The sequence below is a fragment of the Burkholderia pyrrocinia genome, from assembly GCF_003330765.1.
GTDB lineage: Bacteria > Pseudomonadota > Gammaproteobacteria > Burkholderiales > Burkholderiaceae > Burkholderia > Burkholderia pyrrocinia_B.
Genome location: NZ_CP024903.1, coordinates 2,275,108 through 2,288,751 on the forward strand (window position 1 = coordinate 2,275,108; position 13,644 = coordinate 2,288,751).

The window sequence follows — 13,644 nt, forward strand, 5'->3', positions numbered from 1 at the left end:
ATCAGGCCGTTTGCACTCCAGGGAGCCGTCATGCCACACACCCACTACACCACGCTCATCTCCGCGGCCAATCTTGCCGAACGGCTCGCCGCCGCACCCGGCAGCGTCGTGCTGCTCGACTGCCGCTTCGATCTCGCCGACCCGGGCGCCGGCGAAGCCGCCTACGCGGCCGGCCACATTCCCGGCGCGCAATATCTCCACCTCGACCGCGACCTGTCGGGCCGCAAGACAGGCACCAACGGCCGCCATCCGCTGCCGACGCGCGACGCACTCGTCGCGACACTCGCCGATCGCGGCCTGAAGCAGGGCCAGCAGGTCGTCGCCTACGATGCGCAGGGCGGCTCGTATGCGGCCCGCCTGTGGTGGCTGCTGCGCTGGCTCGGACACGATTCGGTCGCCGTGCTCGACGGCGGCCTGCAGGCCTGGCAAGCGGCCGGCCAGCCGCTGACGACTGAAACGCAGCACCCGTCGCACGGCGACTTCCGTGCGCAGGCACCGCTCGAATCGACGGTCGACACGCCGGCCGTGCTCGCGAACCTGACGTCGCACGCGCGCATCGTGATCGACGCGCGTGCGGCAGACCGCTATCGTGGAGAAAATGAAACGATCGACCCGGTCGGCGGCCATATTCCGGGCGCACGCAACCACTTCTTCAAGGACAACCTTGCGGCGGACGGCCGCTTCAAGTCCGGTCACGAGTTGCGCGAAGCATTTTCCGCGGTGCTCGCCGGCACCGAGCCGAATCTCGCGATCCTGCAATGCGGCTCGGGCGTGACCGCGTGCCACAACGCGCTCGCGATGGAAATCGCGGGCCTGCACGGTGCATCGCTCTATGCCGGCTCGTGGAGCGAATGGAGCGCCGATCCGTCGCGGCCGGTCGCGACCGGCCCGAACCCGTAATCCGGCGCGCGTCGCGCCGGCAAAGCGAAGCGGCGGCCAGTCGGCCGCCGCGTTCCGTTTACATCACGCCGTACTTGTGGAGCCACTCGATCGCGCGCTTCCAGCTGTCCTCGGCGTCGCCCTTCACGTAGCTCGGCCGATAGTCGGCGAAGAACGCGTGGCCCGCATCGGGATACACGACGATCTCCGATGCACGCGCGAGCTTCGAGTCGCTCGTCTGGATCGCCTTGCGCATGTCCGCGAGCGACGCCTGCGTGATGTTCGCGTCCTTCTCGCCGTACAGCCCCAGCACCGGCACCTTCAGCGACGACGCGTGATCGACCGGATTGAACGGCGTCATCTCGTCGGTCTTGCCTTCGACGAATCCGTACCACGCGACGGCCGCCCGCACGTGCGGATTGTGCTCCGCATACAGCCAGGCCTGGCGGCCGCCCCAGCAGAACCCCGTGACGCCGAGGCGCGACAGGTCGCCGCCGTTCTTGCCGGCCCATGCGACGGTCGCGTCGAGATCCTCGGTCACTTGACGGTCCGGCACCTTGCTGACGATGTTCTCGCTGAGCGCCTGGATCGTCGGATATTTCGATGGATCGCCCTGCCGCGCAAACAGGTTCGGCGCGATCGCAAGATAGCCGAGCTTCGCGAAGCGGCGGCAGACGTCGGCGATGTGCGCGTGCACGGCGAAGATTTCGTGGATCACGATGACGACGGGCAGGTTCGTCTTGCCTGCCGGCTGCGCACGATACGCAGGCACGCTCGAATCGCCCGAGCGGATCTCGACGGTATCGACGTCCAGCCCGGTGCTGTCGGTCGTGACCGTCTGCGCCGACACGGGCAGCACGGCCGCCGCGAAGGTACCGCCCAGCGCGGCCTGCATGAACTTGCGGCGCGAGAACGGAACGTGGGGGACCAGGCTGTCGACTTCGGGTTTCAACATGAATGCACTCCTCGATTGGGTGCCGCCGTCACGACGACGATTGCGGCATGACGGGGCATCGCGCCGGCGCGCGGCGCGGATGTCGCGGCGGTTGGCACCCCGCCGCAAACGGAAACCCGAACAAGATGCCCAATAATCCGTTGTGGCGTCAACTGTCAGATATGTAAGACTCGATTACGACGGATCGATCCGGCCGCTCCGACCGCGGCGCGGCCTGCGTGTGTCGATCGCCGTTGCGCGACCGGATGCTTGCGAATTGAAAAGAAAAACGCGCGGGCGATGTCGCCCGGCAAGCGCGCGCACGGCTGTCCGGCTGCCGCAAACAACAACGGGCGGAGAACACGCACGACGTGCGCACTCCCCGCCCGCTCCCAGCGCGAACGCGCGGTCAGTGCAGCTTGACCCGCGGCAGCGTCGTACGGCGCAGCCAGTGCGCGAAGGTGTCGAGGATCATCCGCGGATAGCCGTGCAGCGCCGCGATATGCAGCCGGTACAGCGACATGTACATGAAGCGCGCGAACAGCCCTTCGATCAGCATGTTGCCACCGATCAGCCCGCCCATCAGGTTGCCGACCGCGCTGAAGTGGCCAAGCGACACGAGCGAACCGAAATCGCGATACGTGAACTCGGGCAGCGGCCGCCCTTCGAACCGGCAGCCGATCGCCTTCAGCAGGAAGCTTGCCTGCTGGTGCGCGGCCTGCGCACGCGGCGGCACGTTGCGTTCGTTGCCGGGCCACACGCATGCCGCGCAATCGCCGAGCGCGAACACGTTGTCGTCGGTGAAGGTCTGCAGCGTGCGGCGCACGTCGAGCTGGCCGAGCTTGTTGACCTGGAGGCCGTCGAGATGCGAGAGCACGGACGGCGCCTTGATGCCGGCCGCCCAGACCGTCAGGTCCGCGCGTACTGTCTTGCCGCTCGCGGTATGTACGAGCCCCGGCGCGACCTCGGTCACGCGCTCGCTGAGCATCAGCCGTACGCCGAGCTTTTCGAGCAGCTCGGCCGTCGCCGACGACACGCGCTCCTGCAACGCCGGCAGAATCCGCGGCCCCGATTCGATCAGCACGATGCCGACGTCATGGCGCGGGTCGAGCTTGTGCAGGCCGTACACGGACAGCACCTGCGCCGTGTTGCGCAGTTCCGCGGACAACTCGACGCCCGTCGCGCCGCCGCCGACGATCACGACCTGGATGCGCGGCTCGGCCGACTCACCCGGTGCGGTCGGCGCCGGCGCCTGGTGCTCGGCGCGCATGCACGCGGCGATCAGCCGCTTGCGGAAGCGCTCGGCCTCCCCAACCGTATCGAGCGCGATCGCGTTTTCCGGCGCGCCCTGCACGCCGAAGAAGTGGGTCGTGCTGCCGATGGCGATCACGAGCGTGTCATATTCCAGCTCGCGCTCCGGCAGCAGTTCCGCGCCGTCGCTATCGTTGAGGGGCGACAGCGTGACACGCTTCGCCGCGCGGTCGAGCCCGGTCAGCTCGCCCTGCTGGAACTCGAAGCCGTGCCAGCGCGCCTGCGCCGCATATTCGAGTTCCTGCGTGAACGGGTCCATGCTGCCGGCCGCGACCTCGTGCAGCAGCGGTTTCCAGATGTGGGTCGGATTGCGGTCGACGAGCGTGACAAGCGCACGCGCGGGACGATTGCCGCGCGCGCCGTAACGGTCGCCGAGCCGCGTCGCCAGTTCCAGGCCGCCCGCGCCTCCGCCTACGATGATGATCCGATGCATCTGATTCCCCCCTTTGCGATTCGAAACTGCTGCCGCCGGACGCTGCGAACGCGATGCATTCGTCACGCCCGGTGGATTAACCGGTTCGGACATCATCGATGTGCAGTTCGAAGCACTTCGATGCGCCCGCCCCCGGAACGCGGGACGGGACGCGCCGCCCCGCATCAATGACATGACCGACATGCATTGTCCGGGAGCTTGCGCGTTGACCACAAGCAAACCATCTCGATATTCAGCATCCCTGCAACAATATGCCGCAGGAAACGGGAACCGCGCAGCGGTGCGTCAGTGTGCCTCCTCCCAGTTCGCGCCGGCGCCCACTTCGGCGACGAGCGGCACCTTCAGCTTCGCGACGCCGCACATCATTTCCGGCAGCTTCTCGCGCACGATCGACAGTTCGTCGTCGGGCACCTCGAGCACCAGTTCATCGTGCACCTGCATGATCATCCGCGATGCAAGCTTGTCGCGCGTGAGCCAGTCGTCCACCGCGATCATCGACAGCTTGATCAGGTCGGCCGCCGTGCCCTGCATCGGCGCATTGATTGCCGCGCGCTCGGCCGCCTGGCGGCGCGGGCCGTTGCCGCCGTTGATCTCCGGCAGCCACAGGCGGCGGCCGAAAACGGTTTCGACGTAACCCTTCTCCTTCGCGGTCGCGCGCGTGTTTTCCATGTACTGCGCGACGCCCGGGTAGCGCGCGAAATAGCGGTCGATGTAAAGCTTCGCCGCGTCGCGCGTGATGCCGATGTTCGACGCAAGCCCGAACGCGCTCATCCCGTAGATGAGCCCGAAGTTGATCACCTTCGCGATCCGGCGCTGGTCGGAATTGACCTCCAGCGGCGTCACGCCGAACACCTCGGCGGCCGTCGCGCGGTGGATGTCTTCGCCCTGCGAGAACGCGCGCAGCAGCGACGCGTCGCCCGAGATGTGCGCCATGATCCGCAGTTCGATCTGCGAATAGTCGGCCGACACGATCCGGTGGCCCGGCGACGCGATGAACGCCTCGCGGATCCGCCGGCCTTCGGCCGTGCGCACCGGAATGTTCTGAAGATTCGGATCGTTCGATGCGAGGCGGCCCGTCACCGCGACGGCCTGCGCATAGTTCGTATGCACGCGGCCCGTTGCAGGGTTCACCATGCGCGGCAGCTTGTCGGTATAGGTCGACTTCAGCTTCGACAGCCCGCGATGCTCGAGCAGCAGCTTCGGCAGCGGGTAATCCTCGGCCAGCTTCTGCAGCACCTCTTCGTCGGTCGACGGCGCACCGCTCGGCGTCTTCTTCACGACCGGCAACTGCAGCTTCTCGAAGAAGATCTGCCCGATCTGCTTCGGCGAGCCGAGGTTGAATTCGCCGCCCGCCAGTTCGTACGCCTGCGCTTCGAGTTCGATCAGACGCGTCGCGATTTCGGTGCTCTGCGCCTGCAGGCGCGCGTCGTCGATCAGCACGCCCGTGCGCTCCATCTTGCGCAGCACGAGCGAGACGGGCATCTCGATCTCGCGATACACACGCTCGAGGCCCGGCTCACGCGCGACCTGCGGATACAGCGCGTGATGAAGCTGCAGCGTGACATCCGCATCTTCGGCCGCGTATTCGGCGGCCTGCGCGAGCGCGACGTCGTCGAAGCCGATCTGCTTCGCGCCCTTGCCGGCCACGTCTTCATACTTGATCGTCTTGACGCCCAGATGACGCAGCGCGAGGCTGTCCATGTCGTGCGTGCGGTGCGATTCGACCACGTACGATTCGAGCAGCGTGTCGTGCTCGATGCCGTTCAGCGCGATGTCGTAGTTCGCGAGCACCTGCGCGTCGTACTTCAGGTGCTGGCCGACCTTCTTGCGATCGGCCGATTCGAGCCACGGCTTCAGGCGTGCGAGCACTTCGTCGAGCGGAAGCTGCTCGGGCATGTCGGGGCCGCGGTGCGCGACCGGCAGATAGGCGGCCTTGCCCGGCTCGACCGAGAACGACAGGCCGACGAGCCGCGCGAGCATCGGGTCGAGCGCGGTCGTCTCGGTGTCGAACGCGGTCAGCGCGGCCGCGTCGATCTTCGCGAACCACGCGTCGAACTGCTCCCAGGTCTGGATCGTGTCGTATTCGCGCGTGATGTCGGCCGCCACCACCGGTGCCGGCTCGCCTTCCGGCGCATCGGCGCCGCCACCTTCCGCCGGTGCGCTGTCGACTTCGCGCAGCCAGGTCTTGAAGCCGTAGCGCGCGAAGATGTCGCGCATCAGGTCGCGCGCTTCGCCGTCGCTCTTCAGCGACGCTTCGATCGATTCGAGATGCGGCGCGAGATCGCAGGCCGTCTCGACGGTCACGAGCGTGCGGCCGAGCGGCAGGAAGTCGAGCGCGCGGCGCAGGTTGTCGCCGACCACGCCCTTGATCTCGCCCGCGTGCTCGATGACGCCGTCGAGGCTGTCGTATTGCGACAGCCATTTCACGGCCGTCTTCGGCCCGCACTTCTCGACGCCCGGCACATTGTCGACGGTGTCGCCGATCAGCGCCAGGTAGTCGATGATCCGCTCGGGCGGCACGCCGAACTTCGCGATCACGCCGTTGCGGTCGAGCGTCTCGTTGGTCATCGTGTTGACGAGCGTGACGTGATCGGTCACGAGCTGCGCGAGATCCTTGTCACCCGTCGACACGACCACGTTCATCCCGTGCCGTTCGGCTTCGCGCGCGAGCGTGCCGATCACGTCGTCGGCCTCGACGCCTTCGACCATCAGCAGCGGCCAGCCGAGCGCGCGCACGGCGCCGTGGATCGGCTCGACCTGCAATGCGAGGTCGGGCGGCATCGACGGACGGTTTGCCTTATAGTCGGCATAAAGGTCGTCACGGAACGTCTTGCCCTTTGCATCGAACACGCAAGCGCTATACTCTGCACTGACTTCCTTGCGCATACGGCGCAGCATGTTGATGATTCCGTAGAGCGCTCCGGTCGGCTCCCCGCCAGGGCCACGCAAATCAGGCATCGCATGGTAAGCCCGATACAGATAGCTCGAACCGTCAACCAATAGCAGGGTCTTACCTTCCAGATTTCGTTCTTCAGGCATTATGAACAAGAGAAAAGTGATTCCGAGTCTGCGTTCGCTCGCAGATCAAGAACGCGCGACGGCCAAGAAGGCCCGCGCATCGTGGCAGATGTTCACGATTATGGCAGAGTTTATCGAGGCGACCGAGTACCTGTCGGAGATCCGCCCGGCTGTCAGCATCTACGGTTCTGCCCGCCTCAAACCCGACACGCCGCACTACAAGCTGGCCGTGCAGATCGCGCGCAAGCTGTCCGACGCCGGCTTCGCCGTGATCTCCGGCGGCGGCCCCGGCATCATGGAAGCCGCGAACAAGGGCGCGCACGCCGGCAAGGCACCGTCGGTCGGCCTGAACATCGAGCTGCCGCACGAGCAGGCCGGCAACCACTACCAGGACATCTCGCTGCGCTTCCGCCACTTCTTCACGCGCAAGGTCACGTTCGTGAAGAATTCGGATGCGGTGATCGTGATGCCGGGCGGCTTCGGCACGCTCGACGAGCTGTCCGAAGTACTCACGCTGATCCAGACGAAAAAATCGCGCCTCGTGCCGATCATTCTCGTCGGCAGCACGTTCTGGCAGGGGCTGCTGCAATGGTTCCGCGACCAACTGATTCCGATGGGCCTGATCAATCCGGAAGACATGAATCTGATGCAGGTGATCGACGATCCCGACCAGGTGCTCGACGCGGTGCTCGCGTTCTACGAGGACAGCGGCGAGGAAGAAGGTTCGGAGGAAGAGGGGCATCCGCCGCGGCCCGAAGAAGACCGGATGTTCTATCTGTAATCCGTCCGTGACGACAGCCGGCCCGACGGCCGGCGTACTGCTTCCCGCGCGGCAGGCATCGCGATCCGGCCGCCTGCCGCGCGTCACTTTGTAACGCGCCGTTAATCCCGCTTCGCGGCCGCGCGCCGCCGAATGTCAAATCCGCGCAGCCGACGCTGCGCAATGCGGCGTGGTCGTCCACACCCGCGGCCCGCCATTGTCAAATTGCGCGGCGAGGTACCTGCATCCCGCGCCTGCCGGCCGCCAACCCGCCGTAATAAACACGCCTCGCCTTTTCCGTCGCACGCCAGCACACTGCATTTCGTCGGCGCGGCGTTTCCCCCGGTGGAACGGCCCCCCTCGCTTCCATCGCGTCGCGCCGGCCTCTTCACAACGATCTCACGGAAAAGAACATGCAACGCTCGCTGATCGCCCTCGCCTTCGCCGGCCTCGGACTCTCGCTGTCCAGCCTCGCTCATGCCGTCAACGTCGACGTCAATATCGGCACGCCCGCGCCGGTCGTCGTCGCGCCTGCGCCCGTCATGGTCGCCCCGGCGCCTGCGGTCATCGTCGGCTGGCATGGCGACCGCTACTGGGACGGCCGCCGCTACTGGGAACGCCGCGACTGGGAAGATCATCAGCGCCATCGCGGCCATGACGATCGCGGCGGCTATCACTGCCCGCCGGGACACGCGAAGAAGGGCGAGTGCTGAGCGTATGACCATCGGGCCGTCTGGCCCTGGCGCTGAAGCGGAAAGACAAAGGCCTCACGCGAACCTGCGTTCGCGTGAGGCCTTTGTCGTTGCAGGCGCCGCCACGCCGTGCCGTTACTGAAACGCCACTTCCGCAAAGCTTCGCAGCTTCCGACTGTGCAGCTTGTCGAGCCCGTTCGTGCGCAGGATCTCCATCGCCTTCACGCCGATCTGCAGATGTTGATCGACCTGCCCGCGATAGAACTGATCGGCCATGCCCGGCAGCTTCAGCTCGCCGTGCAGCGGCTTGTCCGATACGCACAGCAGCGTGCCGTACGGCACGCGGAAGCGGAAGCCGTTCGCGGCGATCGTCGCGCTTTCCATGTCGAGCGCGACCGCGCGGCTCTGCGACAGCCGCTGCACCGGCTCGCGATGGTCGCGCAACTCCCAGTTGCGGTTGTCGACGCTCGCGACCGTGCCCGTGCGCATCACGCGCTTCAGTTCGACGCCTTCGAGCTGCGTGACGTCGGCCACCGCGCGCTCGAGCGCGAGCTGCACTTCGGCGAGCGCCGGAATCGGCACCCACAGCGGGAGATCGGCGTCGAGCACGTGGTCCTCGCGCACGTAACCGTGCGCGAGCACGTAATCGCCCAGACGCTGTGTGTTGCGCAGCCCTGCGCAGTGGCCGAGCATCACCCATGCGTGCGGACGCAGCACCGCGATGTGATCGGTGATCGTCTTCGCGTTCGACGGACCGACGCCGATGTTGACCATCGTGATCCCGCTGCCGTCCGCGCGCTTCAGGTGATAGGCGGGCATCTGCGGCAGACGCGGCGGCGCGACGCCTTCGGACGGCTCGCTGCCCAGGTTCTCGTTGTACGTGACGACATCGCCCGGTTCAACGAACGCGCTGTACTGGCTGCGGTACGCGCGCACCTCGGGATCGTCGCTCTCCATCATCATCGTGCGGCCGAGCTTCACGAACTCGTCGATATAGAACTGGTAGTTCGTGTAGAGCACATAGTTCTGGAAATGCGTCGGCAACGTCGCCGTGTAGTGGCGCAATCGGTGCAGCGAGAAGTCGACGCGCGCGGCCGTAAACAGCGCGAGCGGATGCGGCTCGCCCGGCGCCGGCTCGAACGTGCCGTTGACGATGCGATCGTCGAGATACGACAGGTCGGGCGTGTCGAAGATGTCGCGCATCGCCAGCAGGCGATCGCGGTCGAGCTCGCCCTCGAGATGGATGCCTTCCGGAAACGCGAAATGAATCGGAATCGGCTGCGACGACACGCCGACCTCGATCTTGACGTGGTGGTTTTTCGCCAGCAGGCGCAGTTGCTCGCGATAGTAATTCGCGAAGAGATCGGGGCGCGTGACCGTCGTCTCGAACACGCCGGGGCCGGCGACGAAGCCGTACGAGCGACGGGAATCGACGTGCGTGTTGACATCGGTGCGGATCCGCACGAACGGGTAGCACGCGCGCACGTGCTCGGTGATCGGTTCGTGGCGGCGATAGCGCGCGAATGCGTCGCGCAGGAAGCCCGTATTCGTGTCGTAGATGGCGGACAGCCGCGCGACGGCAGCGATCGAATCGTCGAAAGCCTCGATCGACGGGCTTTCGGGCGTCAGCACACGGTGCCGGCGGCTCAAATCGTTCTTCATTTTCATTACCTCGTCTGATCCGACGACATTACCACGGAACCCTGTCACCCTCGTGGCTGCCCGTACGCACGCGGGGGCCGGATGGTGCGCAGTATTTGCTAAAATCGGTGGGTTCACTGGAGACTCATCATGAAGCCGCTCATTCTCGTCGTCGCTGCCGCCGCGTTTGCCGCCGCCAGCGGCGCCCACGCCGCCGGCGCCAAGCCTGACGCCGACGCGCAGGCCCGGGCCGAGGCCAACGAAGCCGCCGGCCTGCCCGATCTCCGCAAGATCAACCGGCCGGGCGCCGAAGTCACGTCGAAAGTCGACTTCGAAAACATCCGCCGTACGCCGAGCTTCCACGAAAAGAGCAAGAACGGCACCGAGGTCACCGAGTACCGCGACCGCGGCAAGCCGGTCGAGATCGACGTGAAGTCGAACTTCGGCACGCGCTACCAGATGAGCTCGACGCCTGACACGTCGCCGAAGCCGCACGACGCGGGCATCCCGATCACGCGCCTGCCGTCGCTGAACCTGCGCTACTGATTCCGTGGCGCGCCGCGTCGATCGCGGCGCACCGCCTCCCCTTCACCTGCTGTCGCGCCGCACGCTGTTCGCGTGCCGACACCCTGACCTGACGCATCCCGCATGGCCGTTTTCACTGCTGTTTCCGACTCCGATCTCGCGCAATGGATGCGCCACTACGAACTGGGCGACGTGCTTGCGTTCCGCGGCATTCCGTCCGGTATCGAAAACAGCAATTTCTTCCTGACGACGACGCGCGGCGAGTACGTCCTCACGATCTTCGAAAAGCTCACGGCGCAACAGCTGCCGTTCTACCTCGACCTGATGCGCCATCTGGCCGGCCACGGCGTGCCGGTGCCGGATCCGGTCCCGCGTGACGACGGCGCGCTGTTCGGCGCACTGCACGGCAAGCCGGCCGCGATCGTCACAAAGCTCGACGGCGCAGCCGAACTCGCGCCGGGGGTCGAACACTGCATCGAGGTCGGGCAGATGCTCGCGCGCCTGCACCTCGCGGGACGCGACTATCCGCGCAACCAGCCGAACCTGCGCAGCCTGCCGTGGTGGCAGGACAACGTGCCGGCGATCGTGCCGTTCATCACGGACGCGCAACGCACGCTGCTCGAAGGCGAGCTCGCGCACCAGGCGAGCTTCTTCGCGTCGGACGACTACGCGGCGCTGCCGGCCGGGCCGTGCCATTGCGACCTGTTCCGCGACAACGTGCTGTTCGCGCACGCGGCGCCCGGCACCGGCCACGACGTGCGGCTCGGCGGCTTCTTCGATTTCTATTTCGCGGGCTGCGACAAGTGGCTGTTCGACGTAGCGGTAACCGTCAACGACTGGTGCGTCGACCTCGCGACCGGCGTGCTCGACCTCGCGCGCGCCGATGCGCTGCTGCGCGCATACCAGACCGTGCGGCCGTTCACGGCCGAGGAACGCCGCCACTGGAGCGACATGCTGCGCGCGGGCGCGTACCGCTTCTGGGTGTCGCGCCTGTACGACTTCCACCTGCCGCGCACGGCCGAGATGCTCAAGCCGCACGACCCCGGCCATTTCGAACGCATTCTGCGTGAGCGTATCGCGCATACGCCCGCGCTTCCCGAGATCCAAACCGCATGCAACTGATCGAAGTGCCCGCCAAAACGGGCTATGTCTGGTTCCGTCAAGGCATCTGGCTGTTCCGCAGGAACCCGCTCGCGTTCATCACGCTGTTCTTCACGTACCTGCTGGCGATCACGCTGGTGTCGATGGTGCCCTTGGTCGGCTCGGCGCTGCCGCTGGTGTTCATTCCCGGCATCGCGGTCGGCTTCATGGCCGCGTGCCGCGACACGGTGGCCGGCAAGCCCGTGATGCCGACGATCCTCATCGACGGCTTCCGCTCGTACGGCACCATTGCGACCCGACGGCTGCTCGTGCTCGGCGTGATCTACGTCGCGTCGATGGTGCTCGTGTTCGCCGCTTCGTCGTTCGTGGACGGCGGCGCGCTGTTCCACGTGATGATGGGCGCGGCGGACGAAGCGAGCACGACGCCGGAAACGCTCGCCGCGCAAGGCACGCTCGGCGCGCTGTTCTTCGCGACGCTGCTCTATCTGCCGGTCTCGATGCTGTTCTGGTTCGCGCCGGTGCTCGTCGCGTGGCATGACGTGCCGCCCGCCAAGGCGATGTTCTTCAGCGTCGTCAGTTGCTGGCGCAATCGCGGCGCGTTCGCCGTGTACGGCGTGCTGTGGTTCGGTGTCGCGCTCGGCACGTCGCTCGCGCTGTCGCTGCTGCTGCAGGCGCTCGGCGCCGGTGCCTATGCGCTGACGATCATGATGCCGGTGACGATCCTCATCGTCACGATGCTGTACTGCTCGTTCTACGCGACCTATCGCGGCTGCTTCGGCGTACAGGAGCCGGGCGCGACGACCACCACGTCGGGCCGCTGAAGCCTCCCCGGCCGGCGCGCGTCGCCGGCCGTCACGCTGTTCCCCGCGCCGGGTTGCCTCCCGGCGCATCTCCCGATCGCGCCCCCTTCCCGGCATCCGTCACCGGTCTCCCCTGTTCAACCCGATCTTTTGCGCGCAAAATAATTTGCGTACAAATTGTTCGCGCGTTCGCCGCGCCTTCCGAATCATGGACCGCCCGCCCCCGCTGCCCCAGACGCTCGACGAGCAACTGTGCTTCGCGCTCTACTCGACTTCGCATGCGATGACGAAGACGTACAAGCCGCTGCTCGACAAGCTGTCGCTGACCTATCCCCAATATCTCGCCATGCTCGTGCTGTGGGAGCGCGACGACATCGCAGTGAAAGACATCGCCGCGCGGCTCGACCTCGACCCGGCCACGGTCACGCCGCTGCTCAAGCGGCTGGAAGCGCTCGGCTATGTCGAACGCGTGCGCAGCGCGGCCGACGAGCGCGTCGTGAACGTGCGCGTGACGCGGGAAGGACGCGCGCTGAAGGACAAGGCGCGCTCGGTGCCCGCCGATCTCTTTTGCGCGATGCAGCAGACGCCCGAGTTCCTGGTCAGGCTGCGCGCCGATCTCCAGCAGTTGCGCGACGCGCTGTCGGCCGCCAACGAACGCTGACAAGCCGAGCGTCGGCCGACCGGCCCGGCACTGTCGGGCTTTTTCTTTAAAATTTCATTTGCACACTAATGATTTGTGTTCTATATTTTCTTCGTGGCCGGCGACATCCCGTTCGACCGGGCCGCTTTTCTCCCCTTTTCCCGACAGGAGCTGCACGATGAACATTCTGTACAAGACCAGCGCTACGAGCACGGGTGGCCGCGACGGCCGTGCGGTATCCGACGACAACAAGCTGGAAGTGAAGCTGGCCGCGCCGCGCGAACTCGGCGGCACGGGCGCGGAAGGCACGAATCCGGAGCAACTGTTTGCCGCAGGTTACTCGGCCTGCTTCCTGAGCGCGATGAAATTCGTCGCCGGCCAGAACAAGCAGGCGCTGCCGGCCGATACGCAGGTCACGGCGGAAGTGGGTATCGGCCCGAACGACGCAGGCGGCTTCGGGCTCGACATCGAGCTGCGCGTGTCGCTGCCGGGGCTCGACAAGGCCGACGCGCAGGCGCTGGTCGACAAGGCGCACCACGTGTGCCCGTATTCGAACGCGACGCGCAACAACGTGCCGGTGCGCCTGACGGTCGTCTGACGCGACGCAGGATCACGCATGCAAAAAGGGCGCGTGCGGCTACATGCCGCACGCGCCCTTTTGCGTGACTCGCCGGAACGGCGGCCCGGCTGGCCCGCCCTGCGCTGCTTAGCGCGCGCCGATCGAATACGGGCGGTTGATCGACGCTTCGCGATCGATCTTGCGCATGCGGAATTCGAGATCGTAGATGTCGGTCGCTTCGGACAGGTACGCCTCGGCGCGCTCTTTCGCGGCCTTTTCAGCGTTCTTGGTCAGCATCAGGAAGAGGTGGCTCAGCAGGTACATGTTCGATCTCGCAATCCAAAGGTTCTT

The 13,644-nt window shown here is 66.2% G+C and carries 13 protein-coding genes; 8 read left to right on the forward strand and 5 right to left on the reverse strand.

The window, feature by feature from the left end; genetic code table 11:
• Positions 1-30 precede the first annotated feature (30 nt).
• Entirely contained in the window at positions 31-900 is an 870-nt protein-coding gene (locus CUJ89_RS27895; protein ID WP_114180533.1) for a sulfurtransferase, read from the forward strand.
• Positions 901-958: 58 nt separating this feature from the next.
• On the opposite strand, the gene CUJ89_RS27900 is transcribed toward CUJ89_RS27895, so the two are convergent.
• From CUJ89_RS27900 to polA, 3 genes are all read right to left on the reverse strand, one after another.
• Positions 959-1,834, reverse strand: a complete 876-nt coding sequence (locus tag CUJ89_RS27900) for a dienelactone hydrolase family protein (protein ID WP_114180534.1) — start codon at positions 1,832-1,834, stop codon at positions 959-961.
• Between the two features lie 388 nt (positions 1,835-2,222).
• Positions 2,223-3,557, reverse strand: a complete 1,335-nt coding sequence (locus CUJ89_RS27905) for an NAD(P)/FAD-dependent oxidoreductase (RefSeq protein ID WP_114180535.1) — start codon at positions 3,555-3,557, stop codon at positions 2,223-2,225.
• Positions 3,558-3,842: 285 nt separating this feature from the next.
• A complete protein-coding gene (gene polA / locus CUJ89_RS27910) occupies positions 3,843-6,596 on the reverse strand; it encodes a DNA polymerase I (RefSeq protein WP_114180536.1) in 2,754 nt (917 codons plus the stop codon).
• Between the two features lies 1 nt (position 6,597).
• On the opposite strand from polA, the gene CUJ89_RS27915 reads away from it, so the two are divergent.
• Positions 6,598-7,356, forward strand: a complete 759-nt coding sequence (locus CUJ89_RS27915) for a TIGR00730 family Rossman fold protein (RefSeq protein WP_114180537.1) — start codon at positions 6,598-6,600, stop codon at positions 7,354-7,356.
• Between the two features lie 392 nt (positions 7,357-7,748).
• Entirely contained in the window at positions 7,749-8,048 is a 300-nt protein-coding gene (locus CUJ89_RS27920) for a hypothetical protein (protein ID WP_114180538.1), read from the forward strand.
• 114 nt (positions 8,049-8,162) lie between these two features.
• Here CUJ89_RS27920 and CUJ89_RS27925 read toward each other — a convergent pair whose 3' ends face one another.
• The gene (locus tag CUJ89_RS27925; protein WP_114181597.1) at positions 8,163-9,689 is read right to left on the reverse strand and encodes an AMP nucleosidase; all 1,527 of its coding nucleotides are present in this window, start codon (positions 9,687-9,689) and stop codon (positions 8,163-8,165) included.
• A 129-nt stretch (positions 9,690-9,818) separates the two neighbouring features.
• On the opposite strand from CUJ89_RS27925, the gene CUJ89_RS27930 reads away from it, so the two are divergent.
• The 5 genes from CUJ89_RS27930 (at position 9,819) to CUJ89_RS27950 (ending at position 13,332) form a co-directional block, all read left to right on the forward strand.
• Positions 9,819-10,214, forward strand: coding sequence for a hypothetical protein (locus tag CUJ89_RS27930; protein WP_114180539.1), 396 nt, complete (start codon positions 9,819-9,821; stop codon positions 10,212-10,214).
• Positions 10,215-10,316: 102 nt separating this feature from the next.
• Entirely contained in the window at positions 10,317-11,315 is a 999-nt protein-coding gene (locus CUJ89_RS27935; RefSeq protein WP_114180540.1) for a homoserine kinase, read from the forward strand.
• Positions 11,306-12,115 carry a BPSS1780 family membrane protein gene (locus tag CUJ89_RS27940; RefSeq protein ID WP_114180541.1) on the forward strand — a complete coding sequence of 270 codons (810 nt, stop codon included), beginning with the start codon at positions 11,306-11,308 and terminating at the stop codon, positions 12,113-12,115. The genes CUJ89_RS27935 and CUJ89_RS27940 overlap by 10 nt, the downstream gene beginning before the upstream one ends.
• A 187-nt stretch (positions 12,116-12,302) precedes the next feature.
• Positions 12,303-12,755, forward strand: a complete 453-nt coding sequence (locus CUJ89_RS27945; RefSeq protein WP_114180542.1) for a MarR family winged helix-turn-helix transcriptional regulator — start codon at positions 12,303-12,305, stop codon at positions 12,753-12,755.
• A 157-nt stretch (positions 12,756-12,912) separates the two neighbouring features.
• A complete protein-coding gene (locus CUJ89_RS27950; protein WP_114180543.1) occupies positions 12,913-13,332 on the forward strand; it encodes an organic hydroperoxide resistance protein in 420 nt (139 codons plus the stop codon).
• 108 nt (positions 13,333-13,440) lie between these two features.
• On the opposite strand, the gene CUJ89_RS27955 is transcribed toward CUJ89_RS27950, so the two are convergent.
• Entirely contained in the window at positions 13,441-13,617 is a 177-nt protein-coding gene (locus tag CUJ89_RS27955) for a DUF3563 family protein (protein WP_114180544.1), read from the reverse strand.
• Between the last annotated feature and the right edge of the window lie 27 nt (positions 13,618-13,644).

Bases quoted from the DNA above. Each gene is read 5' to 3' on its own strand.
- CUJ89_RS27915 (WP_114180537.1), top strand. From the start codon at position 6,598: ATGAACAAGAGAAAAGTGATTCCGAGTCTGCGTTCGCTCGCAGATCAA.
- CUJ89_RS27895 (WP_114180533.1), top strand. From the start codon at position 31: ATGCCACACACCCACTACACCACGCTCATCTCCGCGGCCAATCTTGCC.
- CUJ89_RS27920 (WP_114180538.1), top strand. From the start codon at position 7,749: ATGCAACGCTCGCTGATCGCCCTCGCCTTCGCCGGCCTCGGACTCTCG.
- CUJ89_RS27925 (WP_114181597.1), bottom strand. From the start codon at position 9,689: ATGAAGAACGATTTGAGCCGCCGGCACCGTGTGCTGACGCCCGAAAGC.
- CUJ89_RS27950 (WP_114180543.1), top strand. From the start codon at position 12,913: ATGAACATTCTGTACAAGACCAGCGCTACGAGCACGGGTGGCCGCGAC.
- CUJ89_RS27905 (WP_114180535.1), bottom strand. From the start codon at position 3,557: ATGCATCGGATCATCATCGTAGGCGGAGGCGCGGGCGGCCTGGAACTG.
- CUJ89_RS27930 (WP_114180539.1), top strand. From the start codon at position 9,819: ATGAAGCCGCTCATTCTCGTCGTCGCTGCCGCCGCGTTTGCCGCCGCC.
- CUJ89_RS27945 (WP_114180542.1), top strand. From the start codon at position 12,303: ATGGACCGCCCGCCCCCGCTGCCCCAGACGCTCGACGAGCAACTGTGC.
- polA (WP_114180536.1), bottom strand. From the start codon at position 6,596: ATGCCTGAAGAACGAAATCTGGAAGGTAAGACCCTGCTATTGGTTGAC.
- CUJ89_RS27955 (WP_114180544.1), bottom strand. From the start codon at position 13,617: ATGTACCTGCTGAGCCACCTCTTCCTGATGCTGACCAAGAACGCTGAA.
- CUJ89_RS27900 (WP_114180534.1), bottom strand. From the start codon at position 1,834: ATGTTGAAACCCGAAGTCGACAGCCTGGTCCCCCACGTTCCGTTCTCG.
- CUJ89_RS27940 (WP_114180541.1), top strand. From the start codon at position 11,306: ATGCAACTGATCGAAGTGCCCGCCAAAACGGGCTATGTCTGGTTCCGT.
- CUJ89_RS27935 (WP_114180540.1), top strand. From the start codon at position 10,317: ATGGCCGTTTTCACTGCTGTTTCCGACTCCGATCTCGCGCAATGGATG.